Source organism: Streptomyces sp. NPDC028298 (genome assembly GCF_055565895.1).
In genome coordinates, this window is sequence record NZ_JBVHTL010000001.1 from 73808 (window position 1) to 97985 (window position 24178).

The window sequence follows — 24178 nt, forward strand, 5'->3', positions numbered from 1 at the left end:
CGGTGAACGTACGGGCGGACGCGACGGCGGCGCGTCGGCCGCGGCACCGACATACGGCCCTCCCCGCGGAGGACCCGGCGGCGGGGTCCTCCTCGAGGAGTACGCCTGGCGGTCAGGTGTGCCGGTCACACAGGTGGACGTGGACCCGTGCTCCCGGGCCGCACAATGTGCGGATGGAGAAGGAGGAGCCGTACGGGCGGCGGTACGACACGTCGTGGGCGGGCCCGTGGCGAGAGCGGGCCGGCCATTGGCGTGAGCGGGCCGGCGACGTGCTGAGGCCGGGGACGTGGTGGGCGCATCTCCGCGACGCGATGCGGCCGGAGGGCGAGCCCGCCCCGCTGTCCCGGCGCGCGGTGCGTCTGGACGTGGTGCTGGCGGTCGTCCTGACCGTCGTCGCGCTGGTCGTGGCGGCGCGCTACCCCGGAGACGGGCCGGTACGGATCAGCTCCCGGGCCGTGACCGAGGGCCGGGACTCGATCCCGTACCCCCCGACCGTGCCCGAACCCGGGCCGATGTTCGAACCGGCGACCGAGCCCAGGTCCGCGCCCTGGGTCCTGGTCGTGCTGTCCGCGCTGCCGCTGGCGGCCCGGCGCACGTACCCGCTGCTCGCGTTCGGAGTCATCGCGGTCTCCGTACTGGCCCTGGCGGACGGCGTCTCCTGGATCAACGTGCTGACCTGCAGCATCGCCGCGTACGGAGCGGTGGCGCACAGCCGCTACCGGACCCGGGCGCTGGCCGGGCTGATCGTCGCGGCCGTGCTGGCCGGTCTCGCCTTCCGGAACGCGGATCCCATGCTTCCCGGCTGGTCGAGTCCCGCCGTGGTGCTCCTGGTCGTCGGGGTGCTGGCGAGCCTCGTCCGGCTCGGACGCCTGCGGCTGGAGGCCAGCCGAAAGCGTTTCACGGACCTCCAGCAGGCCCAGGATCAGGCCATGCGCCGGGCCGTGGAGGAGGAACGCGCCCGGATCGCCGCCGAGCTCCACGACGTCGTCACCCACAATGTCAGCGTGATGGTCATACAGGCGGGCGCGGCACGCAAGGTGATGGACGCGGCGCCGGAGCGGTCCAAGGAAGCACTGCTGGCGGTGGAGGCCGGGGGCCGCGCCGCGATGGCCGAACTCCGCCATGTGATGGGCCTGCTCGCGGGCACCGAGGCGGGCGCCGACACTCCCGCCGACGGCCTGGAGCCGCAGCCCGGCCTCGGGCAGCTCGACGCCCTCGCCGAGCGGGTGCGGGCCGCCGGAACTCCGGTGGGCCTGACCGTGTCGCTGCCACCCGGACCGCTGCCTCCCGGGGTGGAGCTCACGGCGTACCGCGTCGTCCAGGAGGCGCTCACCAACACGATCAAGCACGCGGCGGGCGCGGGCGCCGCGGTGGCGATCGGCTTCGCCGGCTCCTGGCTGGAGATAGAGGTCACCGACACGGGGGCGGTACGGGACTCGCCGCCGGTCGACGGCAACGGCCGCGGGCTGATCGGGCTGCGCGAACGGCTCGCGGTCTACGGCGGCAGGCTCACCGCCGGGCCCACGCCCACCGGCGGATACCGGGTCACGGCCCGCGTCCCGTGGGAGGCGGTGTGAACGGGCCCGCCCTGCGCGCCGTCATCGCGGACGACCAGGCCCTGGTGCGTACCGGTTTCGGGATGATCCTCGCCGCCGACGGGATCGAGGTGGTGGCCGAGGCGGCGGACGGCGCCGAGGCGGTCGACGCCGTGAGACGCACCCGTCCCGACGTCGTCCTCATGGACATCCGTATGCCGCGGATGGACGGCATCGAGGCCACCCGGCGCATCCTCGGCAGCGGCCTGGAAGCCGCCGACGGCTCCCCCGGCACCCGGGTCGTCATCCTCACGACGTACGACCTCGACCACTACGTGTACGCGGCGCTCACCGCCGGGGCGAGCGGGTTCCTGCTCAAGGACGTCACCCCCGAGCACCTCGTGGCAGCCGTACGCCTCGTGCGCTCCGGCGACGCGCTGCTCGCGCCCACGATCACCCGCCGGCTGATCGAGCGCTTCGCTCAGCGCGAGGAGTCCCCGCGGACCGGCCTCCACCGTGACCTGTCCGGGCTGACCCCGCGCGAACTGGAGGTGCTGCGCCTGCTGGCGACGGGCCTCAGCAACGCCGAACTCGCGGACCGTCTGTTCCTGAGCCCGACCACGGTGAAGACGCACGTGGGCCGCATCCTGTCGAAGCTCGATCTGCGGGACCGGGTGCAGGCCGTCGTCCTCGCCTACGAGAGCGGGCTGATCTCACCCCAGGGGCCGGCCGGCCCCGGCTGAGGCCGCCGGTCGCGGGGCGCGGGTCGCGGGTCGCGGGTCGCGGGTCGCGGGTCGCGGGTCGCGGGTCGCGGCAACAGCGTCGTACGAATCACTGGTTCACGGTCGGGTCCACGACCCGCAGGAACCTGTCGGCGTCGTCGGGTTCCGCCAGACGGCCCAGCTCCAGCCAGGAGCCGTCGCTGAAGTGGAGCCGGAACGTGGCGAATCCCCGGGGCTGGCCTGCCTCGCCCTCCACCCGGACTTCGGAGTACGGGTACTCCGTGACGATCCGGAAGTCGTCCGCCTTCGTCGGCGACAGCCTGCGCCGAGGCGATGCCGCCACGCAGACGCGGTCGCTGGTCAGCATCACCAAACGCTTCGGATTGGGCGACTGCGTGTACCAGCCCAGGAGCAGCCGGCCCGCGGTCAGGTTCCAGTCGCCGTCAAAAACCCCGTTGGTCGGGTCCTCCCCGCGGCCGCGGCCCCCTGCCGACCGTTGCCCGTCAACGGCCCTACGGTCGGCCGCTGTTGAGCGGCCTCCCGGGCCCCGCCCGGACCGCGGCTCCGATCGCGTCCCGCCGAGTCGGTCACCGAGTCGGTCGATCAGCATCATCGGAACGACCACGAAGAAGAACGCGACGGCCCCGACGTACAGCAGCCAGTGGTGCCCCGGCTTGAGCCGGCCCTTGCCCGCGGCCCGGTGGACGTCCGCGGGCGGCTTCGGGATCCCCTTGTGGATCTCGCACCAGACCACAGCCGTCGGGTCCTCCCCCACTATCGCCCGCACCCGCCGCTGAACCTTGCGCTTCGCCATACGAGAGATCCTAGGAGGCCCTGATGCGGGCCCGGTTCACTCGCCCTTGACCGTCCTGCTCTCGACGCCCGGGATCCCCTTGTCCCACCAGTGGTTGTAGCGGCTGTACGGGGCCGGGTCGCGGTCCGCGAGCAGGACCGCCAGCTTCCGCGCCTCCTCGGTCAGGCCGCGCCAGGCCGCCTTGTCGAGCTTGCGGAACGCGGTCAGTTCCAGGCCGTTGTCCGCCGCGCGCCACACCCCGGCGACCTGACCGTCGACGAGCAGGGCCGGCAGGACGTCGCCGTTGCGCCGGACGACGAGCGGCCGGTACTCCTGCGGCATCAGGCGCCCCGGGAGGGCGTGGGCCAGCAGCGTGCTGTCCCACATCGGCAGCAGCCTGGGCGGCGCGGGGGTGTCCTCGGCGGGCACGGTGGCGCCCGCCAGGTCGAACAGTGCGGCCCGGGCCGGCCCGGGAACGCGCACCACCTGGTCGCCGAGCTCGCTCAGCGCCTGGGTGATCACGGGCCGCCCCAGCAGGGTGAAGCGTGCGAAGTCCGGTGCCGACGCCGGTCCGAACGCCCCGAGGTAGGAGAGCAGGAGCCGCCGTACGCCCGCCGCGGCGTCCTTCGCCTCGTCGGCCGGGTCGACGGCCGAGGCGAGATAGGTGTTCGGCAGCTTGAAGGACCACGGACCGCCGATCGGGGTGTGCTGGATCGGCGCGTACGTCCTCAGGGCCCACCACAGGCGGCGCGCGTCACCGCCGAGGCTCTCGGTGAACTCGGCCTCCACGTCGGCTCCGGTACGGGGGCGGGCCAGGAACTCGGCGAGCCGCGGAAGCAGTGTGTCGGCGTCCTCCTCGCTCAACTCGGTCGAGGTGTAGCGGCGGTCGTACAGCCGTGACGCCCGCAGGCTCCGGACCATGGCGGCGTGGTACGGCGCGTAGTCGTCGGCGTGGACGGCGTGCAGGGTGATCCGCATGAGGGTCGCCTTCACGATCCGCCGGTCCGTGAACGCCGCGTCGAGATCCTCGGGCATGAAGCCCTCCACGCGGTTCCACAGAGCCAGGTAGGGCGAAGCGGGCGCCTGGGCCTGGACGGCGCAGACCCGGCGGACCGCCTCCGCCACGTCGAGGCGCCTGCGCTCCAGGAGGAGCTGCCGGTCCAGGGTCGCCAGGGTGAGCTGCCGCGCGGTGAGGGTCACGCCCGGATTATCCCGCCCGGACGGCATCGGCGGCACCGATCCGGGTCGCGAACCGCCGCGTGACATGCGGAGGCCTCAGGAACCCCGCAGAAGCACCGCACACCATCCCTGACAGAACGTCAGGGTCCGTTCAGGGTCGAGGCGGGGGCGTCACCGATGGCGGTCGCCCGGTCGTGGCCAGGAGGCTGTGGTCATGTTGAACACGACGCCCGATGGCCGCCGTCCGTCCCTCTCCCGCCGCGCCGCGCTCGCCCTCGCCGGGGCCGCCGCCCTGACGGGGCTCGTGGGGGCGTACACCCCGAGCTTCGCCTCCGCGGAACCGGGTTCCGCCACCCCGCCGATCGCCACCGACTTCAGCGACTGCCCCGCCCTTCCGGCCGGGGCCGACCCGGCTCTGTGGCGGTGCGAAGTCCACACCGCGGCGCCCCGGTTGACGTTGGGGAAGGTCGAGGTGACGCTCGCTCCGATCACCATGACGCACGCCGAGGGGCCGATGCCCGACGGCTCCAAGGCGCAGGTCTGGGGCGCGATGCACAGCGTTCCCACCGCCGTTCCGGGCGGGCTCACCGGCACCGCCGCGGGTGTGCGCGCACGACAGCTCCGCCTGGCCGTCGAGCCGGAGTACGGGGGCCGATCCGACTTCTACACCGGGCAGTTCAGCCTGCGCTTCCGGCTGTCGAGCCCGCTGCTGCCGCACGGCTGCACCGTAGGGGCGAGCACGCCGGTCGACTTCCAGCTCAAGCGGTCGGGCCCCTCCAAGTGGGTCTCCCAGGATCCGCCGATCATCGAGTTCTCTGCCTACGACGACACCTTCACCGCTCCCGCGGCCGAACACTGCGGGCCCCTGGCAGGGCCGCTCAACCGCCGGCTGGGGCTGCCCGCGCCGAGCGGGAACCTGATGACGTACGACGCGTCCTACACGTTCCGGACGTACGACCAACTGCCCTCCGCGTAGGGCCGGGAGCCGACGGCCTCGCGCGGACGGGAGCCGAACCACCCCGCGCGGAGGGGGGCCACGGTCGCCGCGCGCGGAGGGGCCACGGGTCGACGCGCGCGGAGGGGCCACGGTCGACGCGCGCCCGCTCGACGATCTCTCACTCGGTGGTGTGAACTTGCCGGTCGCACCCGTAGCGACTGATCAACTCCGTGCGTTTGGGCAGGCGTGTCCGCTCTGGAATCCCCGCACGTCTCGCTCTGGCTGCTCAACCACTACAGCACCTTCACGCTGACCGTCGTCATCGTCGGGGGAACCGTCCTCCTCGCTGTCGGCGGCAGCGTGCTGCTGCGCCGCAGGTACCCCTCGGTGGCCCGCGGCGAACACAACGAGATGGTCGGGGTGACGCTCGGCATGTTCGGCGCGATCTACGGGATCATCCTCGCCTTCGTCATCGTCACGCTCTGGACCCAACTGGAGGACACCCAGACCATCGTCGCCTCCGAGGCCACCGACGCGGCGCTCATCACCCGGGACGCCGCCGCGTTCCCGGCGCCGGTCCGCGCTCGGCTCGACGCCACGATGGACCGATACGTCCACGCGGTCGTCGAGGACCAGTGGCCCCGGATGCGCGAGGGAAACCCCAGCTACGGAGCCACCGAGACCCACCTCCGGTCCGCCTTCGAGACACTCCAGCGATACGACCCGAAGAGCCAGAGCGAGCAGGTCTTCTACGAGGAGGCCGTCAACCATCTCAACGACGTCGCCTCCCAGCGCCGCGCCCGCATCACCATGGCGCGCCAGGAACTCCCCCCGCTCCTCCAGGTCCTGGCCTTCGGCGGCGCACTCGTCCTGGTCCCGCTGACGTTCCTGTACGGCATGCGCAAGCTGAGGGTCCAGATCCTCTTCGTCGCCTCGGTCGCGGGACTCGTCGGCTTCAGCCTGCTCCTGGTCTTCGTCCTGGACCGCCCGTTCGCCGGCGAACTCAGCGTGACCCCGGCCCCGTTCAGAGAGGGCGCTCTCGCCCAGTACTGGGCCCGGTGAGGCGACTCCGTGGGCACGAGGTGCTGAACAGCGCCCGCCGTACGCCGAGTTTCGCAAATAGAGGCCTCGGCGTTGCCTCGAACGGTGCCGTCCACGGCCTCGACGGGGTCGCCGACGCGGCGCGACGGCCCTCCGCCGGCCATACGCCCGCGAGCCGCCTGCTGTCGGCCAGTGATCCCCGACCGGCCTTCGAGGACGTCGGCGAGGGCCTGACGGCCGTCGTGTCCGTCAAGCTGGACGCCCCCGAGTTCTACGGAGCCACCCGCACTCGTCTGGGCGGCGACGGCGACGCGGTACACCCCGACGTACGAGACACGGGCGCCGTACACGCCTGCGTCCGGGACGCTGTCCAGGCGCACCTCGGCACATGGCTGGAGCGCCACCCGGAACAGGCCGCGGCCGTCATCGCCCGGATCGTCGAGAGCCCACACCAGGCCTGAGCGACAGCCCCCCGGCTCTGGACGGCAGGGCTTCACGCGTCACGCGGCCATCCGCCACGATGACGGTCATGAATGACGACCTCATCCGGTTCGTACGGAGCAAGCTCGACGAGGACGAGCACAACACCGTGACACTCACCTCCCTCGCGCCCGCCGGCACCGAGGTGACGCTCGACAGCACGATCCCCATGCTCGACATGGTGCGCGCCGTCACGGACCTCTACACGTCCGTCGCACACGTCGACCGGCCGGCCGGAGCCGACGACACCGAGGCCTTCGAAGCAGGTCGGGCGGCCGGCCTCGAAGCAGCGGTCAGGCTCCTCGCGCAGGCCTACCACGACGCTCCCGAATACCGAGACGAATGGCGTCCCGAAGCCCGCCCGTAGGACCGGCGCGGCCCTGCCTCCCCCGCACCCCAACTACCGTTGCCCGCATGACCTTCACCGAGTCGGACATCACGGAGGACTTGATCCGGGCGCTGCTGCGCGAGCAGCGGCCCGGTCTGGCGGATCTTCCGCTGAAGCTCGGCGCGCTCGGCTGGGACAATCAGGTGTGGCGGCTCGGTGACGACCTCGCCGTGCGGCTGCCCTGGGCGACAGGATCTGCGGACGCGCTGCTGCGCAAGGAGCACGCCTGGGTACCCCTCCTCGCCCCGCGCCTTCCGCTGCCGGTGCCCGTCCCGCAGTACCTCGGTGAGCCCGGCAAACTGTTCCCCCGGCCCTGGCTGGTCACCACCTGGGTGCCCGGCGAACCCGCCGACCGCGCCCCGGCGACACGCCCGGCGGAGGCCGCCGTCGCCCTGGCCGCGTTCCTGACGGCCCTGCATCGGCCCGCTCCCGAGGGGGCCCCGACGGGCCGGGACCGCGGGGGCCCGTTGGCCGGTACCGCGGAACCCTTCGCCAGGGCGCTCGCCTCGGCCGCCGAACTCGGGCTGGTCCACGACCCGGCCGCCGTCCGCGCGGTCTGGGAAGACGCGGCCGCCGCACCCGACTGGGCCGGCCCGCGTCTCTGGCTCCACGGCGACCTGCACCCGGCCAACGTCGTGACGACGAACGGCGTCCTGTCCGGCGTCATCGACTTCGGCGACCTCTTCGCCGGCGATCCCGCCTTCGACCTCGCCGCCGCGTGGATCCTGCTGCCGGACGGAGCCGTCGACCGCTTCCACGAGGCCTACGAACCGAGCCCGGACCCCGCGACCCTCCGCCGCGCCCGTGGCTGGGCGGTGCTGCGGGCTCTCGCCTGTCTTCACATCGCCGACGCGGGCGTCCGCGGGCTCCCCGGAGGCAAGCCAGGTTGGGGCCCGCCCGCCCAGGCCTCCCTGCGACGCCTCACCGCCCGGCCGCGGGGCTGAGCAGGTCCTGGTACGGCTTGGACTGGAACTGCAGGGGCGGAGCCATGTCGCCGAAGGACGCGCCGAACTCGCCCGGTTCGTCCGCCAGTTCGCGCCGTAGCCGCTCCGCCGTCTCGTCGCCGCCGAGGCCGGGAGCGAGGGCCGCGCAGACACGTACGCCCGGGTGCGGGTCGGTGAGCCAGGGGCGCGTGTCGCCGCCGAGCCGGCCGATGGCGATCAAGAGAGTCGCCACCTCGTACGAGGATGCGGCGGCCCGGGCCATCGACAACAACCGGGCCCGCAGGGAAGGGCGTTGTGCCGCAACCGCAGGGTGTGCGGCCAGCGACCCGACCGCCGCGGCGGCACACGTTCTGCGATGGACACGTTCCGAGGCCAGGTGCGGCAACATGCGCGGCAGGAGCATGGGCACGAGGTCGAAGCAGGCGAGCGCCGCCCGGTCGAGGACGAGTTCGCCCCGGCCCGTGCCGTCCCGCCACATGCGGGCCCGCGCGTCGGCGTCGGCCGCGAGATAGGCGTCGGTCCAGGCCCGCAGCTCCGCCGCACGCTCCTCCGTCCGGGCACGGATCCGCGGCGCCCGCTCGCCGAGGTCGGCCGCGACGCCGACCGCGTACAGGTAGGCGAGCATCGCGTCCGGCATGGAGGGGTCGTCGGCCCCCAGGCGCGGATCGTCCAGGAGTTCGGCGACCAGCAGCGCGGTGGGCGCCGTCGCGGGCCAGGCCTTGCCCTCCCGGCGGAGCGTCGTCGACCACAGGTGCGTGTACCCGTCGACGAACGCGTCCGCGTCGTCGGCGAGGAGTGCGGACAGGCGGCGCGGGGTGTCGGAGGCCCGCCCCTCGGCATGGAAGAGCCCGGACCAGTCCACGTCTTCCAGGTGATCGGCCACGGTGGGATGGTGTCACACCGTCGCGACCGGCCCGCTTCGGCCGGCCACGACGTACGGAAAACTCGGATGCGGTTCCCGCACGGTCCTCCCTATGCTGCACGCGCGCGGAGCGCAGCGCGTCCAATCGACCGTCAGCGAATCGGAGTTGCCCACGTATGACCAGTCGACTGTTCGCGATCTGCTTCAACGCCACCCGGCCCTCGGACCTGGCGCGGTTCTGGTCCGGTGTCCTGGGCTGGCGGCCGGCCGACGGCCAGGACGACGACGTCGCGATCCTGCCGCCCGAGGGAACCGGGTTCCGTATCCGCTTCCTGCCGAGCCAGGAACCCAGGACCGGCCGGAACCGGGCGCACTTCGACCTGACGAGCGCCACCCCGGAGGATCAGCGGCGGACGGTCGCTCGGGCTCTGGAACTCGGTGGCGATCACCTCGACGTGGGCCAACTCCCTGAAGAGGGACACGTGGTGCTGGCCGATCCCGACGGCAACGAGTTCTGCGTGATCGAGGCGGGCAACAAGTTCCTCGCCGACACCGGAGTCATCGGCGCGCTCGCCGGCGACGGCACCCAGGAGGTCGGCTACTTCTGGAGCGAGGTGCTGCAGTGGCCCCTGGTCTGGGACCAGGACCAGGAGACCGCGATCCAGTCGCCGGACGGTGGTACGAAGATCACCTGGGGCGGTCCCCCGGTGGCACCGAAGACGGGCACGAACAGGCTGTTCTTCGAGCTCGCGCTCCCCGCGGGCACCGACCTGGAAGGCGAGGTCGCCCGTCTCGTCTCGCTCGGCGCGACACGGACGTCCACCGGCGAGGGCCCCGGCGACCGCGTCCTGCTGCTCGACCCCGACGGGAACGAGTTCGTCGTACGTCGGTAGCGGCAACGGCAACGGCAACGGCAACGGCAACGGCAACAGGAACGACCCGGAGCCGCTGTTCGTCTTCCGGCTCCCCGCGCAGGGCGTTCGCCGACCCCGCACCGCGCGGCGTACGCCCCTCAGCGTTCCGGCCGGCTCACCGGCGTGCTGCCCCCGGTCGCGGCTCCCTCGCGGGGCTCGCCTGTGGTGACCCCTGAACCGCGACCTGCCGGGCGGCGCGCCGGGGCCGGCCGAGGACGACGCCGGCCAGGACCAGGACCAGTCCGCCCAGTTGCTGCACGGTCATCGCCTCGTTCGCGACCACCGTGCCGAGCAGGACGCCGGTGACGGGATTGAGCAGTCCGACGAGTCCGACCGTCCCGGTGGGCAGATGCCGCAGCCCGGTGAACCAGGCGGCGAAGGCCAGCGCGGTGGCTATCAGGGTGACGTAGCCGTACGCGAGGGCCGTCGGTGCGGAGAGCGCGGGCGGGGTGCCTTCCACGACCGCGGCGACGGGGAGCAGGAACAGGCCTCCGGCGGTGAGCTGCCAGGCGGTGGAGGCGAGCACGTCGACACCGGCGCTCCACCGCTTGGCCAGGATGAACCCGAAGGAGGACACCAGCATCGCGGCGCCCGAGGCGAGGACTCCCGGGACGCTCACCGCGCCCACGCCGGAGAGCAGCATGAGGCAGACCCCTCCGAGTCCGATCGCGGCGCCGGCCAGATGGGCGCCCCGGGGCCGCTCGGACACCAGGGGCCAGGCCATGAGCATCATCGTCAGCGGGGCCACCGCCATGACGGTCGAGGCCACGCTCGTCGGCAGGAGCTGGGAAGCGGCGTAGACGAGGACGAAGAACACGCTCATGTTGAGCAGCCCGAGCACCGCGGACCGCCACCACCACGCGCCGTGCGGCAGTCGTCGGCACAGGGCGAGCAGGACGAGGCCTGCCGGCAGAGCCCGCAGGGCGGCCCCGTAGAGGGGCCGGTCGGCCGGCAGGAACTCGTGCGTCACGAAGTAATTGGCTCCCCAGGCCACCGGTGCGACCGCGGTCAGGGCCACCCACCGCATATTAGCTTCCATGGAAGCTAATATAACTTCCTGGGAAGCTAATATGAAGCCATGGAGCATGGTGAATCCCACGAGCACGGTGGATCCCGGGACCGCGTGGCCCACATCCAGGCGGAATGGCGCCGCGAGCGACCCGACCTCGACATCACGCCACAGGGAGTGATCGGCCGGTTGCACCGCCTGGCCGGCCGGCTCACCGAGGAGCTGCGTCTCGTGTACGACCGCTACGGATTGAGCGAGGGCGAGTTCGACGTCCTGTGCGCACTGCGCCGGGCCGGTGAGCCCTACGAACGGGCGCCCGGGGAACTCGCCGCCCACACCATGGTCACCACCGGCGCGATGACGAAGCGGATCGACCGCCTGGAGCGGGCCGGGCTCGTCACCCGCCGCCGTTCCGACGACGACCAGCGCGGCCGGATCGTCGCCCTCACCGGACCCGGACGCGACCTGATCGACCAGGCCTTCACCGACCACATGCGCAACGAACGGCATCTGCTGGACGCGCTCACGGCGACCGAGGCCGCGTCGCTGGAGACCCTGCTCGCCACCTGGCTCGCCCGCATGGACGATCCGCGCGCTCCTGTCGGCGAGTGAGGGGAGGCCGCCGGGCGGGGACTGTCGGCGCCGCACGCTACGTTGGCGGCATGATCGAGGGTGAGAACAGGACCGGACCCATCAGGCCGCAGCGCTTCCACGAGACCGCCGGCCTCGAGGACTGGCGTGTGCTCGGCGAGGGGGCGTGCGCCTACTTCCGGACCGGGTCGTTCGCGGTCGGCGCCCAACTCGTACGGGCCATCGGCGAGTTGCCGGGAGTCCTTGACGACCACCCGGACGTCGACCTGCGCCGGGAGGGGGTGACCGTACGGCTGATCACGCTCACGGACGACTACTACGGACTGACCGAGCGGCACATCGACCTCGCCGGGCAGATCTCCGCGCTCGCGCGCTCGCTGGACATCACGGCCGACCCCTCCGCCGTCCAGACCGTGCAGGTCACCGTGGACGCGCTCTCCGTTCCCGGCGTGGTGCCGTTCTGGCGTGCCCTGCTCGGTTACCGGGATCGCGCGGGCAGCGGCGAGGACCTGGTCGACCCGGGCGGCCGCGGAGCGCCGTTCTACTTCCAGGCGATGGACGCCCCGAGGCCGCAGCGCAACCGGGTCCACGTCGACGTATGGCTGCCGTACGACGAGGCCGAGGCACGGATCGCCGCGGCCCTGGCGGCGGGCGGGCGCCTGGTGAGCGACGTCGACGCCCCCTCGAACCGGGTACTGGCCGACCCCGAGGGCAACGAGGCCTGCGTCGGCGTGGCCGGTCCCCCCGAGCCGGCCGCCGGACAGCGATAGTCTCGCGCGAACGGATCCGGAGCGAAGGGCGAGCCCAGCGGTGATACGAGACCTGTACAACGTCCGGACGCGGCCCGCCAAGGACGCGCCCGAACCGCTCTCCGCCGAGGAGGAGGCGCGCTTCCGGGCCCTGCTGTTCACCGAGCTCGGCAACAGGATCGCCGACGTGGGATGGGCCAGATACCCCGCCCATACCCGTCAGGACCGCCGTCGGCTGGTCGACGTGGCGCAGCGCCTCTCCGCCCACTGGGGCCTGCGGGTGGGCGTCGAGGCGGAGGACGAGTGCCGCCTCAGACTCTTCCTCGTCGACCGGACGCCCGACGCCTCGCTGCCGACGCGTTCCTGACACGGACCAGCCGGGATCGACCCGACCGTCGGCCCGCAGGCTAGGGCCCGACCTCCTGGCAACGGGCGTCGTCCCGGGACCGCCAGGAGGCCGGGGACGCGGCGCGTCCGTGTTCGAGGAGCCAGGCGGTCGCCTCCGCCAGGCCTCGGGCGGCTTCGAGCGGCGTCGTGAAGGTCTCCGCCCTCGCGGCGAGCGTATGGCCGCCGCAGTCCGGCACCTGGTCGCACAGGACCATGATCTCCGCCTCGACCTCCCACGGCGGACCCCATGTCAGGTCCCAGAGGCACCGGCGCGGAAAGCACAGGTCGGCGGTGAATCCGACTCCCTCCGCCTCGGCGGCTGCGAAGAGCCCCGCCGCCACGACGCCCCCGGTCCGCCGGAACACGAGGCCGTCGCCGGTCCCGCCCTCGCGCGCACCGAGGTGCCGGGCCAGGTCCCGGACACGTGCGTCGGCCTCGGCCAGGGCTCCGCGGACCGCTTCGGGTTCCGGCACCTCCGGAAAGACCCACCGCAGGTCGCCTCGGCTCAGCGGGATGGTTTCCATGCGCCCGACTCCCACTTCCATGACCGGCTCATCGGCCCTGGCGCAGGCCGCCCAGCTCGGAGGCTCGCTTCAGGGCCGGGACGAACTCCGGATTCGCCTGGAGGACAAGGATCGCCACGGTCCTGGCGTCGCGCCGCACCAGTTCGAACCGGTGGAAGGTGAGCAGGGGCGACAGGTTCGACATGTGCGTCAGCACGGTGACCCGGTCCCAGGGAACGACGTGCTTCACCTGGCCGAACAGTCCCGTGACGGCGAGACCGCCGGTGTGGATGTGGCACAGGCGCAACCCGGCCCGCGCGGACAGCCGGCCCCAGGCGATCCGCAGCCCGATCAGGCCCAGGATCACGGCTGTCGCGATCAGCCCCTTGGAGAGCCCACCATGAGGCCTCTTGAAGATCAGGAATCCCAGAAAGACGAGAACGAACAGCACGGTCAGGCGCCGGAACATCTGCAGAACAGCGCCCGTCACACCGGCTATCGGGTAACTCCCCCGTCTGTCACCGAGTTCCGCCGTGATCCCGGCACCCCGCGTCATGCTGCCCCCCGGTCGTCGCTACCACTCCCACGGTCATCGGTACCACCCCGATGGAGCGGATCACCGTGGAACGGGTCAACTATCAAGCTCCGCACCCGCGTTGACAAGACCGTATCCGTCGCCCCGGTCTTGACCCTCACGCGACGTGATGCCGCATGGTCGGTGGCGTGGAGGAACACCTGACCGTGGGACGCGTGGCGGAGCTGGCCGGCGTGAGCGTCCGCACGCTGCATCACTACGACGAGATCGGCCTCGTACGGCCGTCCGCGCGGACCGCGGTCGGATACCGGGCCTACGCGGCGGCCGACGTGGAGCGGCTGCGCGAGGTGCTCGCCTACCGGCGGCTGGGCTTCGGACTGCGGGAGATCGCGGATCTGGTCGACGACCCGGCCACCGACACGGTCGCGCACCTGCACCGGTTGCGCGGCCTGCTGCTGGACCAACGGGACCGCGCGGCGGCCATGGTGACGGCGATAGACAGGGAACTGGAGGCACGGGCCATGGGGATCAGGACGACACCGGAGGACCAACTGACCATGTTCGGAGCCACGTTGTACGACGTCATCGGGTCCGCGTACCCGGCGACCCGGCGGACCGAGCCGCGGATCGCCGCACGGGTCTGGGAGGCGCTCGGGGACGCCCGGACGGTGCTGAACGTCGGCGCCGGCACCGGCTCGTACGAACCCTCGGACCGCGAGGTGACCGCCGTGGAACCGTCGGCGGTCATGCGGGCCCAGCGCCCCGCGGACGCCGCGCGCTGTGTGGCCGCGAGCGCGGAGAACCTCCCGTTCGAGGACCGATCCTTCGACGCGGCGATGGCGTTCAGCACCGTCCATCACTGGCGGGACCCGATCGCCGGGCTGCGCGAGATGCGGCGCGTGGCCCGGCGCGTGGTGGTGGTCACGTACGACGCCGGGAGCCCGGCCTGGCGCGAGCGGTTCTGGCTCATCCGCGACTATCTGCCCGAGTTCGCCGACCTGCTGACCGACTGGCCCTCGCTGGCCGACCTGACCGACGCGATCGGGGGCCGGGCGGAGCCGGTGCTCATCCCGTGGGACTGTGCCGACGGATTCTTCGAGGCGTATTGGCGCAGGCCCGAGGCGTATCTGGAGGAGTCCGTGCGCCGCGCGGTGTCCGTATGGACCAGGGTCGGGCCGGAGGCCGAGCGGCGGGCCGTGACACGACTGCGCGACGACCTGTCCTCGGGCCGGTGGGCCGAACGCAACCGCGACCTCGTCGCCCTCGACGCGGCGGAACTCGGACTCCGCCTGCTCGTGGCCTGAGACGACGGGAGCGCGGAAACGACAAAGGCAAGGAGAGCCCTCTCCTTGCCTGTCTCAAGGTATAGCGCACTGGGGGGCTTGCCGCAAGGCCCCGGTCGGCGCGCACAATCGTCGCTCTGTGCCCCGGCCCGCGAAGGCGCGGGGCGCGCGCCGCCCGACTGGCGGAGCGGCCGGACGCCGCGTCAGCGGGAAGGCAACGAGGGATGACGACGTGTTCGGCAAGAGGTTCGACAGAGCGGGGGCGCCAGTGACCGGACGACGCAGGACGACACGGCACGGCCGCCCCGGAGGCATCACGATGACAGAGCAGCTCGGACGACACGAGCGGTACGAACGGCACGAGCGGTACGTGCTGGATCTTCGAGAGGCGGACCGGACAAGCATCGCGGTCGTCGGCGGCAAGGGCGCGCATCTGGGCGGGCTGTGGGAGATCGAAGGCGTCCGTGTGCCGGCCGGTTTCTGTGTGACGACGGACGCGTTCCGCCGGATCATGGCGGCGGAGCCGTCGCTCGACGACCAGCTCGACGCGTTGTCGGGTGTGGAACCGGACGACCGGGAGGCGATCCGTACGCTCAGCGCGCGGATCCGCCGGACCGTCGAGGAGATCGCCGTCCCGGGTGACCTCGCGGCGGAGATCACCCGCGCGCTGGCCCGGCACGGCGACGAGCGGGCCGCGTACGCCGTCCGGTCCAGCGCGACGGCGGAGGACCTGCCGACGGCCTCCTTCGCCGGTCAGCAGGACACGTATCTGAATGTGGTGGGACCGGCGGAGATCCTGCGGCACATCAGCCGTTGCTGGGCGTCCCTGTTCACCGAGCGGGCGGTGACCTACCGCCGGCGGAACGGCATCGACCACCGCGCGGTCCGCATGGCCCTGGTCGTCCAGCGGATGGTGTTCCCCGACGCGTCCGGGATCCTGTTCACGGCCGACCCCGTCACCGGCGACCGGAAGGTCTCCACCGTGGACGCCGGGTTCGGTCTCGGCGAGGCACTGGTCTCGGGACTGGTGAACCCGGATGTCTTCAAGGTGCGGGACGACGAGGTCGTCGAGAGGACGATCGGCGCCAAACAGCGTGCCGTCGAGGCGCTGCCCGCCGGTGGTACGCGGGAAGTGGCGATCGACGCACGGCGGCAGGAGCGACCGGCGCTGACGGATGAGCAGGTCGTACGGCTCGTACGCCTGGGACGGCGGATCGAGGCACACTTCGGCTGCCCCCAGGACATCGAATGGTGCCTGGCCGACGACGACTTCCTGATCGTGCAGAGCCGGCCCGTCACGACGCTGTTCCCCGTCCCGAAGGCCGACGACCGGGAGAACCACGTCTACGTCTCCGTCGGCCATCAGCAGATGATGACCGACGCCATGAAGCCGCTGGGGTACTCCATGTGGCAGCTCACCGCCATGGTGCCCATGCACGAGGCCGGCGGGAGACTCTTCGTCGACGTGACCCCGCGCCTGGCCTCACCCGCCGGCCGGACCGCCCTCCTGGACCTCATGGGGAAGGGGGACCCACTGGTCAGAAGCGCGTTGGAGACCGTCCTCGAACGTGACGACTTCGTTCCCTCGCTCCCCGACACGACTCCCGGCGGGCCCCCGGCGGCCGCCGAGTCCACCCCGGCCGAGGCCGATCCCGCGATCGTCACCGAACTCGTCGAGCGGAGCCGGGCGTCCGTCGCCGCTCTGGAGCGCGACATCCGCGCGAAGACCGGACCGGCGCTGTTCGACTTCCTGCTGGAGGCCTTCGAGGAGCACAAGCGGGTCCTCGGTGATCCGCTGAACATCCGGGCCATCATGGCGGGGATGGAGGCCACCTGGTGGCTCAACGACAAGCTGCTGGAGTGGCTGGGCGAGAAGAACGCGGCCGACACGCTCACCCTGTCCGCTCCCGACAACATCACCTCCGAGATGGGCCTGGACCTGCTCGACGTCGCCGACGTGATCCGCGCACGGCCGGAGGTGGTGGCGTTCCTGGAAGGCGTCGAGGACGACGGCTTCCTGGACGAGCTGCCGAAGCTCCCCGGCGGGACCGAGGCCCGCGACGCCATCGAGACCTACCTCGACCGGTACGGCATGCGCTGCGTCGGCGAGATCGACATCACGCGGCCACGCTGGCGCGAGCGCCCCGCCACGCTCGTACCCGTGATCCTCGACAACGTCAGGAACTTCGAACAGGGCGCCGCCGAACGGCGTTTCGAGCAGGGGCGGCACCGGGCGCGGGAAAAGGAACAGGACGTACTTTCACGCCTGCGGGCCCTGCCGGACGGGGACCGGAGGGCCGACGCGACCAAGCGGATGATCGACCAGGTCCGGGCCTTCGCCGGATACCGGGAGTACCCGAAGTACGGCATCGTCAGCCGCTCCTTCGTCTACAAGCGGGCCCTGCTGGAGGAGGCGGAGCGCCTCGTACGGGCGGGCGTGCTCGCCGAGCGGGAGGACGTCTTCTACCTCACGTTCCAGGAGGTGCACGAGGTCGTCCGGACGAACCGGGTGGACGACCGGCTCGTCCAGCGGCGCAAGGAGGCGTTCCGCTCGTACCAGGCGCTCACCCCGCCCCGGGTGCTCACCTCGGACGGTGAGGCACTCAACGGGGCCTACCGGCGCGACGACGCACCCGACGGCTCCTTGGTCGGCCTGCCCGTGTCCGCCGGGACGATCGAGGGCAGGGCCCGCGTCATCCTCGACATGGCGGACGCCGTTCTCGAACCGGGCGACATCCTGGTCACCCCCTTCACCGACCCCAGTTGGTCACCGCTGTTCGTCGCGGTCGCGGGCCTGGTGACGGAGGTGGGCGGTCTGATGACCCACGGCGCGGTGATCGCCCGGGAGTACGGGCTGCCGGCCGTCGTGGGCGTGGAGGGGGCCACCCGGCGGATCCGGGACGGGCAGCGGATCCGTGTGCACGGGACCGACGGATACGTCGAGCTCCTGTCCTGACCGACGTCGCCGGCGGGTGCATCCACCCGAGCCCCTGCGGGGAACACCGGCCTCGCCGGCTCTCCCCGCAGGAGGCCGTGGTCCCGGTCAGCGACCACGGCACACTTCCCGGCGTGTCACCTCACGGCGTCGGCGCCACCGTCGGCGTCACGGCGCGACGGGGTCGGTGTAGTCGTCGAGCAGGGGGCTGTGGCGTTCGGTGAGGGGGCCGACTCCGAGGTCCTCACGCATCAGCTTGCGCATCCTCGCGGCCGCTTTGCCGCGTGCCTCCCAGCGGGCGCGGTCCTGCGGACTGCTGACGGCGGTGCCGTCGATGTAGCCGTCGCAGATGTGGCGCAGGCAGTGGAACACGCTGTTGGAGGCCTTGACGACGGGTTCGGGCGCCGTGAGCCACATCCGTTCCGACGCGACGGCTATGCCGGAGTCCCTGAACGCCTCGCGCAGCGCGAGCGCCCGCTCGTCGTCGGAGGCGTGCTGACGCTCGGCCAGGGCCCGCAGGGTCTCACCGAGGACTTTCACGGTGGTGGTGTACTGCGTGTAGACGTCGAGCCGGAGGCGGACTCCGTCCTTGACGTCCTCGCGCTTCCACCGGTTCCGGTCGGCGATGAGGGTGGAGCCGATCCCGATCGCGGCCCCGGCCAGGGTGGAGAGCAGTGGCAACCAGTCCATGCGGGCCAGCTTGGGCCATCCCGCCCCGGCCGCACCAGGTGTACTCCCCGGGAGCGAACCCCCGTCGGGACGGCCCCGGGCCGAGGACGGAGAAAATGAAGGAGCTCATCGGCCGCTCGTCGCTCACCCGGACTCCGCGCTCGGTACGGTTCGATCATGTCCGCGTTTCTTCAGCAACTCCCGGCTCTCATAGGCGTCGTGATCGGCGCGCTCGGCTCCTATCTGGCCCTGGTGCGCAGCGATCGCGACCGGTTCAAGCGCGACCGGGCGAGCCGGTGGGAGGAGCGGCGCCTCGCCGTGTACTCGGAGTACGCGCGGTCGTTGAAGAAGTCGGTGACGCTCACCTACCGGGTCGCCGCCCACCTGGGCAACGACCCGCATCCGCACCCGTTGCCCCTGGACGAGGCCGAACCGCTGCTCGCCCGGGCCACCGACGACCGCGATCCGCCGGGCGAGGCCCTGCTCATGCTGGGCAGCCGCGCAGTGGTGGACCGGGCCCGGGAATGGGTGACCGTGGTGATGGAGATGGAACGGTTCCAGCGCGCGGGCACCCGCGACCCACAGGCGTGGCAGGCGCTCCTGGAGCGTCAACGCGTCGGCCGCGAGGGCTTCTACGCGGCCGTACGCGAGGATCTCCAACTGCCCCCGGGACACCCGGGCCGATGGCTGAGCATGCCGGAGGCGTGACCTGAGGCGACTCGTGCGCCGGGTCGTACGCGTCCGCCGGCCTCCGGCGTCACACTCGTCTCGTACCGCTTCGCCCCCTTCCACCGTCTCGGCGCGGTCGGCGCCCCCGGCGCGGCAGGCGCCCCGTACCCGCTCCAGGAGGAGAACGTTGGCTCCCACCGATGCCACCTACGCGATCACCGGAGCCTCCGGCCGCCTGGGCGGGCGTATCGCGCGTCGGCTGGCCGCCGCCGGCATCGCCCAGACCCTGCCGTCCCGCACCCCCTCCCGCGCGCCGCAGCTCCCCGGCGCGGTCGCGGTACCGGGTTCCTACGACGACCGCGAAGCCCTCATGGCCGCCCTTCGTGGCACCGACCGGGTGCTGATGGTCTCGGCCTCGGAGGCCCCCGACCGGCTGCGGGACCACCGCACCTTCATCGACGCCGCGGCCCAGGCCGGGGTCGCCCACCTGGTGTACATCTCCTTCTACGGGGCCGCGCCCGACGCGACCTTCACGCTGGCCCGGGACCACTGGCACACCGAACAGCACATCCGCGCCGCCGGGATCCCCTTCACCTTCCTGCGCGACAACCTGTACGCCGACTTCATGCCCGCTCTCGTGGGCGCCGACGGCGCGATCCGCGGACCGGCCGGTGACGGCCGAGCGGCCCTGATCGCCCAGGACGACATCGCCGACGCCGCGGTGGCGGTGCTGCGCGATCCGCGTCCGCACACCGGCCGCGCCTACGAGCTCACGGGACCTGAGGCACTCACCCTCACGGACGTCGCCCGCGTCCTCACCGCCGTCGGCGGCCGCCCGGTCACCTACGTCCCGGAGACGACCGAGGAGGCGTACGCCTCCCGGGCGGCGTACGGGGCACCCGACTGGCAGCTCGACGCATGGGTGTCCACCTACACGGCGATCGCCGACGGCTCCCTCGCCACCGTGACCACCGCCGTGGAGGACCTGACCGGGCACCGGGCGACATCGCTGGACGAGGTCCTGCGGGCGGCGGGCGACGGACCCCCTGCCGCTTGAGGCGAGCGCGGCCGCCGCGCTCAGCGCCGGAGCACCCAGCCCGGCGTCCAGGTCCCGGCCGCGTCGTGGCGGGCCGTCTGCGCGGCGAGGTGGGCGCGGAGCGTGGCGAGCGCCGGGTTCGGATTGTCCCGGTGCCATAGGAGCGAGTGCGGGTAGACGGGGGTCGGATCGGTCACCGGGATCAGCCGCAGGCCGCGCTCGTCGCGCCAGGTGCCGGGGGCACCTCCCGGCGACAGCCCGGGCAGGGTGCGCTCGCCCATGAACGTGGCGAGCGCCGGGGTGTCGGCGACGGTGTCGAGGAGCGCGTCGGAGCCGAAGTTGGGACCGGTCGCCTCGATGGTGAGCCCGAACTCGGCGGCGAGGTCGTCGTAGTACGCGGCCCACTCGGTCCCGGGGACGATGCCCGGCATCCAGATCCGGTGACCGGCGAGCTCGGCGACGGTGACCGAAGGGGCCCCGGCCAGCGCGTGGGCGGGGCCGGTGAGCAGGTGGAGCGGCTCGTCGAGCACGCGTACCGACTCGATGTCCTCGGGCAGGGGCCGGCCCGGCACGGAGACGGCGCGGAAGGACGCGTCGATCGCACCGGACCGGATGGCGGCGACGGCCGTGTCGATCTCGAACAGCATCACCACGTCGAGGTCGACCTCGGGGTGCGTGCGGTGGAAGCCGCGCATCAGGCCGGAGCCCGCCCCGCGTGAGGCGATGATGTCGACGCGCAGGGGACGGCGGCCGGTGCGCACGGACGCGACAGCGCGTTCGGAGACACGCAGCAGCTCACGCGCGTGGGGCAGGAACGCCTGGCCGTCGATGGTGAGCTCGGCGCCTCGCGGGGTGCGCGTGAACAGGCGCACCCCGAGGGTCCGCTCCAGCACGGCGACGCGTTTGGAGACGGCCTGCTGGGTGACCGCCAGCTCGGCGGCTGCCTCCTGGAACTGCCCCGCGTCGGCGACGGCGACGAACGTCCGGACGGTGTCGAGGTCCACGGGCCCACCCTAGCCCTACAACCGTTGGTTGTGGCGCGCGGTCACGCGGTTGTTTGATCCCCGGTCACGGCGCTCGCTTTGATGTCCTCGCACGCGGACCGGTCGTGCGGCGCGGGACGAGGGGCGAGGTGAGAGGGACGCGGTGCGAGGGCTGTCGGGCATGAGGAGCGGGCATCGGCTGGGGCGGCCGTTCGGGTGGCTCTGGGCCGCGTACGGGACGAGCGCGCTCGGCACCTGGCTCGCCTTCGGCTCGTTCGAGCTGATCGCCATCCGGGTGCTGAACGCGAGCGCGGCCGAGGTCGCCCTGCTCGCCTCCCTGGGGGCGGCCGTGGGCGCGGCCATGGCGGTTCCGCTGGGCCCGTGGATGGAGTTCCGGCGCAAGCGGCCGGTGCTCGTGGCGATGGACCTGGTGCGGTTCGCGGCGCTGCTGACGATCCCCGCCGCGTTCGCGCTCGGTGTGCTCACCTTCGTACAGCTCCTGCTCGTCTCGATCGTCGTCGCCGCGGCCGACATCGCCTTCCGTGCCGCCTCCGGCGCCTATCTGAAGACGCTGGTGGCGGCGGAGGACCTGCTGGTCGCGGGCGCCCGGTTCGAGTCGACGGCCTGGACGACCACGATCGTGGGACCACCCCTGGGCGGCGCGGCGATCGGGCTTCTCGGTCCGGTGGCGACGGTGGTGGCCGACGGGGTCAGCTACCTGCTCTCCGCCCTGGGCGTCCGCGCGACGGGCGGCCACGAGCCGCGGCCCGAACGCCGGGCGGCCGCGCGACCGCGGGCCTCGGACCTGCTCGACGGCTGGCGGTACATCCTCGCCGACCCCACCCTGCGTCCGCTGTTCTTCAACACGGCCCTGTTCAACGGCCTGGTGATGGCCGCCCAGCCGCTGCTGGCCGTCCTGATGCTCGGCCGGCTCGGGTTCGCGCCCTGGCAGTACGGCCTCGCCTTCGCCGCTCCCTCGATCGGCGGCCTGCTCGGATCACGGCTGGCCCGGCCGCTGGTCACCCGGTTCGGACAGACTCGGGTCCTGGTCACGTCCGGGGCGCTGCGCGCCGTCTGGCCGCTCGGCCTGGCCTTCCTGGGACCGGGCACCGGCGGACTGCTGCTGGTGACGGGCGTCGAGCTCGGGCTCATCTTCTGCTGCGGGGTCTTCAACCCCGTGTGCTCCACCTACCGCCTCGAACGCACCGCGACGGACCGGGTCGCCCGCACGCTGACCGCCTGGGCGGTCACGACCAAGGGCGCGACCGCGCTCCTGACGGCCCTGTGGGGCGTACTGGGCGCCCTGCTCGGCCCGCGCACGGCCATCGCCCTGGCCGGCGTGCTCCTGCTGGCGACCCCGCTGCTCCTCCCCCGGCACACGCGGGCGAACCCGGCGACCACGGAGGCGGCACCGGGGCACGTCTGAAACGGTGTCGGCTCAGCCACGCCCCTTGATGTAGCGGCCGATGCAGCTGTTGGTGGTCGTGCGGCCGCGTTCCGCGCAGAACGCGAGGGCCGCGCTGTTGTCGGCGAACGGACCGGGCGCGTAGATCACCCAGTAGCCCGGGCGCAGGGGCGCGTAGTCGTCGCTGCGCAGCACGAGCGCTTCCGGTACCGAGAGGCGGATGTCCGCGAGATGCCGGTCGCGGGACGCGGTACCCGCGGAGAAGGGTTCGGAGGAGAGCTGGGCGATCCAGCGACCGGACGCCGCCGGAGCGGGCGACGACACCTCGGGACGTGCGGGGGTGGACGCCACCACGTCACCACGGGCGGGACTCGACGCCACCACGTCACTGGGCGCGGCGACGGGACTCGGACTCCGCTGCGGCTGCGAACTCTGCGGTGTGGTGGCGGGTGCGGCGGACGTGCTCGGCGTGGAGCCCGCTGCCCGGTCGGAGGGCTTGTCGCCGCCGAACGGGCCGAGGGTGAGCACCAGAGCGGTGATCGCGACGACGGTCAGGGTGAGCGCGACGGCGATGACGGCTCCGCGATTCCGGTGCGGAGGTCCGGGGACCGGGGAATCCGGCAGGGTGAGCGGAGCCGGGAAGGACGGGGCCGGAAAGGATGGGGCGGGGACGGGCGGTGTCAGGACGGGCGGGGCCGGGATCGACGCCGCGGTCAGGGTCGGCGGGTCCCACCGCGGTGAGGCGCCCGACTCGACCTGCGCCAGCATCGCGTCCAGGCGCGCGCCGTCGGGGCGGGCGGCCGGGTCGCGTACGAGGAGGGACTGCAGGACCTCGGAGAGGGGGCCGGAGCGCACGGGCGGCGGAACCGGGTCGTCGAGGACGGCGGCCAGGGTGGCGAGCGTGCTCACTCGGCGGAGCGGGCTGACACCCTCCACGCACACGTACAGGAGCAGCCCGAGGGACCACAGGTCGGAGGCCGGGTCGTCGCCGTGGCCGCGGATGCGCTCGGGGGCCATGTACTCGGGAGAGCCGACGAGTTCACCGGTGACCGTGAGGGCGGTCGCGCCCTGGAGCGCGGCGATGCCGAAGTCCGTGAGCACGGCCTGGCCGTCGGGACGGAGCAGGACGTTGGCCGGCTTGACGTCCCGGTGCTGAATGCCCGCCGCGTGGGCGACTCGCAGGGCGGCGAGCACCTGCCGGCCGATGCGCGCGCTCTCCACCGGGCTCAACAACCCGTCGGACAGGCGTTCTTGCAACGACCGGCCGGGCACCAGCTCCATCACGATCCACGGGTGGGGCTGTGTGTCGACGATCTGGTGGACGGTCACCACGTGCGGATTGCTGAGCCGTGCCAGGGCCTTCGCCTCGCGCATGACCCGTTCGCGGACCGCCTGGGACGCCTCCGCCTCCGGATGTACGGCTTTGAGGGCGACGTCCCGGTCCAGCACGGTGTCGCGGGCCCGCCACACCGTGCCCATACCCCCGCTGCCCAGCCGATCGATTAACTCGAAGCGCTCGTCGATCATGTCCCCCGGTGCGTTCATACGCGTCAGGTTAAGGCAGGAGACGAAGGCCGAGACCCGGTTCCCGTCACCGGTACGCCCGACGGCGTATGGGGACGCCGGTGC

The 24178-nt window shown here is 72.5% G+C and carries 25 protein-coding genes; 16 read left to right on the forward strand and 9 right to left on the reverse strand.

Annotated features, from left to right (window positions below):
- The first annotated feature begins 311 nt into the window (after positions 1-311).
- Positions 312-1577 (forward strand): sensor histidine kinase, encoded by a 1266-nt coding sequence (locus ACZ4TO_RS00325; RefSeq protein ID WP_468023760.1) that lies wholly within the window; start codon positions 312-314, stop codon positions 1575-1577.
- On the forward strand, positions 1574-2278 hold the full coding sequence (locus ACZ4TO_RS00330; RefSeq protein WP_382784723.1) for a response regulator: 705 nt from the start codon (positions 1574-1576) through the stop codon (positions 2276-2278). Before ACZ4TO_RS00325 ends, ACZ4TO_RS00330 begins: the two co-directional genes overlap by 4 nt.
- Before the next feature lie 88 nt (positions 2279-2366).
- On the opposite strand, the gene ACZ4TO_RS00335 is transcribed toward ACZ4TO_RS00330, so the two are convergent.
- Together ACZ4TO_RS00335 and ACZ4TO_RS00340 are read right to left on the reverse strand one after the other, a co-directional pair.
- Positions 2367-3071 (reverse strand): hypothetical protein, encoded by a 705-nt coding sequence (locus tag ACZ4TO_RS00335; RefSeq protein WP_468022940.1) that lies wholly within the window; start codon positions 3069-3071, stop codon positions 2367-2369.
- 36 nt (positions 3072-3107) lie between these two features.
- Positions 3108-4250: a winged helix DNA-binding domain-containing protein gene (locus ACZ4TO_RS00340; RefSeq protein ID WP_468022941.1), complete on the reverse strand. Its 1143-nt coding sequence runs from the start codon at positions 4248-4250 to the stop codon at positions 3108-3110.
- Between the two features lie 193 nt (positions 4251-4443).
- Between ACZ4TO_RS00340 and ACZ4TO_RS00345 the strand changes: the two genes are divergently transcribed.
- The 5 genes from ACZ4TO_RS00345 to ACZ4TO_RS00365 all read left to right on the forward strand — a co-directional run bounded on the left by ACZ4TO_RS00345 (position 4444) and on the right by ACZ4TO_RS00365 (position 8019).
- Complete coding sequence (locus tag ACZ4TO_RS00345) at positions 4444-5205, forward strand: hypothetical protein (protein WP_468022942.1); 762 nt, start codon at positions 4444-4446, stop codon at positions 5203-5205.
- Between the two features lie 207 nt (positions 5206-5412).
- Complete coding sequence (locus ACZ4TO_RS00350; protein ID WP_382784712.1) at positions 5413-6228, forward strand: bestrophin-like domain; 816 nt, start codon at positions 5413-5415, stop codon at positions 6226-6228.
- Complete coding sequence (locus ACZ4TO_RS00355) at positions 6225-6668, forward strand: hypothetical protein (RefSeq protein WP_468022943.1); 444 nt, start codon at positions 6225-6227, stop codon at positions 6666-6668. Before ACZ4TO_RS00350 ends, ACZ4TO_RS00355 begins: the two co-directional genes overlap by 4 nt.
- Before the next feature lie 68 nt (positions 6669-6736).
- Complete coding sequence (locus tag ACZ4TO_RS00360) at positions 6737-7054, forward strand: DUF6221 family protein (RefSeq protein WP_468022944.1); 318 nt, start codon at positions 6737-6739, stop codon at positions 7052-7054.
- A gap of 47 nt (positions 7055-7101) precedes the next feature.
- Entirely contained in the window at positions 7102-8019 is a 918-nt protein-coding gene (locus tag ACZ4TO_RS00365) for a phosphotransferase (RefSeq protein ID WP_468022945.1), read from the forward strand.
- On the opposite strand, the gene ACZ4TO_RS00370 is transcribed toward ACZ4TO_RS00365, so the two are convergent.
- Complete coding sequence (locus ACZ4TO_RS00370; protein ID WP_468022946.1) at positions 7997-8902, reverse strand: hypothetical protein; 906 nt, start codon at positions 8900-8902, stop codon at positions 7997-7999. The genes ACZ4TO_RS00365 and ACZ4TO_RS00370 overlap by 23 nt on opposite strands.
- Before the next feature lie 155 nt (positions 8903-9057).
- On the opposite strand from ACZ4TO_RS00370, the gene ACZ4TO_RS00375 reads away from it, so the two are divergent.
- Positions 9058-9774: a VOC family protein gene (locus ACZ4TO_RS00375; protein WP_468022947.1), complete on the forward strand. Its 717-nt coding sequence runs from the start codon at positions 9058-9060 to the stop codon at positions 9772-9774.
- Between the two features lie 136 nt (positions 9775-9910).
- On the opposite strand, the gene ACZ4TO_RS00380 is transcribed toward ACZ4TO_RS00375, so the two are convergent.
- A complete protein-coding gene (locus ACZ4TO_RS00380; protein ID WP_468022948.1) occupies positions 9911-10834 on the reverse strand; it encodes an EamA family transporter in 924 nt (307 codons plus the stop codon).
- A 39-nt stretch (positions 10835-10873) separates the two neighbouring features.
- On the opposite strand from ACZ4TO_RS00380, the gene ACZ4TO_RS00385 reads away from it, so the two are divergent.
- From ACZ4TO_RS00385 to ACZ4TO_RS00395, 3 genes are read left to right on the forward strand one after another with little or no spacing between them, the layout of a single operon-like run.
- Entirely contained in the window at positions 10874-11416 is a 543-nt protein-coding gene (locus tag ACZ4TO_RS00385) for a MarR family winged helix-turn-helix transcriptional regulator (RefSeq protein WP_468022949.1), read from the forward strand.
- Positions 11417-11466: 50 nt separating this feature from the next.
- Entirely contained in the window at positions 11467-12165 is a 699-nt protein-coding gene (locus ACZ4TO_RS00390) for a VOC family protein (protein ID WP_468022950.1), read from the forward strand.
- 40 nt (positions 12166-12205) lie between these two features.
- Complete coding sequence (locus ACZ4TO_RS00395; protein WP_451075247.1) at positions 12206-12511, forward strand: hypothetical protein; 306 nt, start codon at positions 12206-12208, stop codon at positions 12509-12511.
- 40 nt (positions 12512-12551) lie between these two features.
- Here the strand turns inward: ACZ4TO_RS00395 and ACZ4TO_RS00400 are convergent, their stop codons facing one another.
- Positions 12552-13055: a hypothetical protein gene (locus tag ACZ4TO_RS00400; protein ID WP_468022951.1), complete on the reverse strand. Its 504-nt coding sequence runs from the start codon at positions 13053-13055 to the stop codon at positions 12552-12554.
- A gap of 28 nt (positions 13056-13083) precedes the next feature.
- Positions 13084-13524 carry a hypothetical protein gene (locus ACZ4TO_RS00405; protein ID WP_382784685.1) on the reverse strand — a complete coding sequence of 147 codons (441 nt, stop codon included), beginning with the start codon at positions 13522-13524 and terminating at the stop codon, positions 13084-13086.
- Positions 13525-13745: 221 nt separating this feature from the next.
- Here ACZ4TO_RS00405 and ACZ4TO_RS00410 point away from each other — a divergent pair, with 221 nt between their 5' ends.
- The gene (locus ACZ4TO_RS00410) at positions 13746-14873 is read left to right on the forward strand and encodes a MerR family transcriptional regulator (protein ID WP_451075245.1); all 1128 of its coding nucleotides are present in this window, start codon (positions 13746-13748) and stop codon (positions 14871-14873) included.
- A 298-nt stretch (positions 14874-15171) separates the two neighbouring features.
- A complete protein-coding gene (rph, locus tag ACZ4TO_RS00415) occupies positions 15172-17808 on the forward strand; it encodes a rifamycin-inactivating phosphotransferase (protein WP_468022952.1) in 2637 nt (878 codons plus the stop codon).
- 147 nt (positions 17809-17955) lie between these two features.
- On the opposite strand, the gene ACZ4TO_RS00420 is transcribed toward rph, so the two are convergent.
- Entirely contained in the window at positions 17956-18477 is a 522-nt protein-coding gene (locus ACZ4TO_RS00420) for a hypothetical protein (protein WP_468022953.1), read from the reverse strand.
- A 156-nt stretch (positions 18478-18633) separates the two neighbouring features.
- Here ACZ4TO_RS00420 and ACZ4TO_RS00425 point away from each other — a divergent pair, with 156 nt between their 5' ends.
- Both ACZ4TO_RS00425 and ACZ4TO_RS00430 read left to right on the forward strand, forming a co-directional pair.
- Positions 18634-19164: a hypothetical protein gene (locus ACZ4TO_RS00425; protein WP_468022954.1), complete on the forward strand. Its 531-nt coding sequence runs from the start codon at positions 18634-18636 to the stop codon at positions 19162-19164.
- 148 nt (positions 19165-19312) lie between these two features.
- Positions 19313-20182 carry an SDR family oxidoreductase gene (locus ACZ4TO_RS00430; protein WP_382784669.1) on the forward strand — a complete coding sequence of 290 codons (870 nt, stop codon included), beginning with the start codon at positions 19313-19315 and terminating at the stop codon, positions 20180-20182.
- A gap of 20 nt (positions 20183-20202) precedes the next feature.
- Here the strand turns inward: ACZ4TO_RS00430 and ACZ4TO_RS00435 are convergent, their stop codons facing one another.
- Positions 20203-21165 carry a LysR family transcriptional regulator gene (locus tag ACZ4TO_RS00435; RefSeq protein ID WP_468022955.1) on the reverse strand — a complete coding sequence of 321 codons (963 nt, stop codon included), beginning with the start codon at positions 21163-21165 and terminating at the stop codon, positions 20203-20205.
- A 160-nt stretch (positions 21166-21325) separates the two neighbouring features.
- On the opposite strand from ACZ4TO_RS00435, the gene ACZ4TO_RS00440 reads away from it, so the two are divergent.
- A complete protein-coding gene (locus ACZ4TO_RS00440; protein ID WP_468022956.1) occupies positions 21326-22570 on the forward strand; it encodes an MFS transporter in 1245 nt (414 codons plus the stop codon).
- A gap of 12 nt (positions 22571-22582) precedes the next feature.
- On the opposite strand, the gene ACZ4TO_RS00445 is transcribed toward ACZ4TO_RS00440, so the two are convergent.
- Positions 22583-24094 (reverse strand): serine/threonine-protein kinase, encoded by a 1512-nt coding sequence (locus ACZ4TO_RS00445; protein WP_468022957.1) that lies wholly within the window; start codon positions 24092-24094, stop codon positions 22583-22585.
- Positions 24095-24178 lie beyond the last annotated feature (84 nt).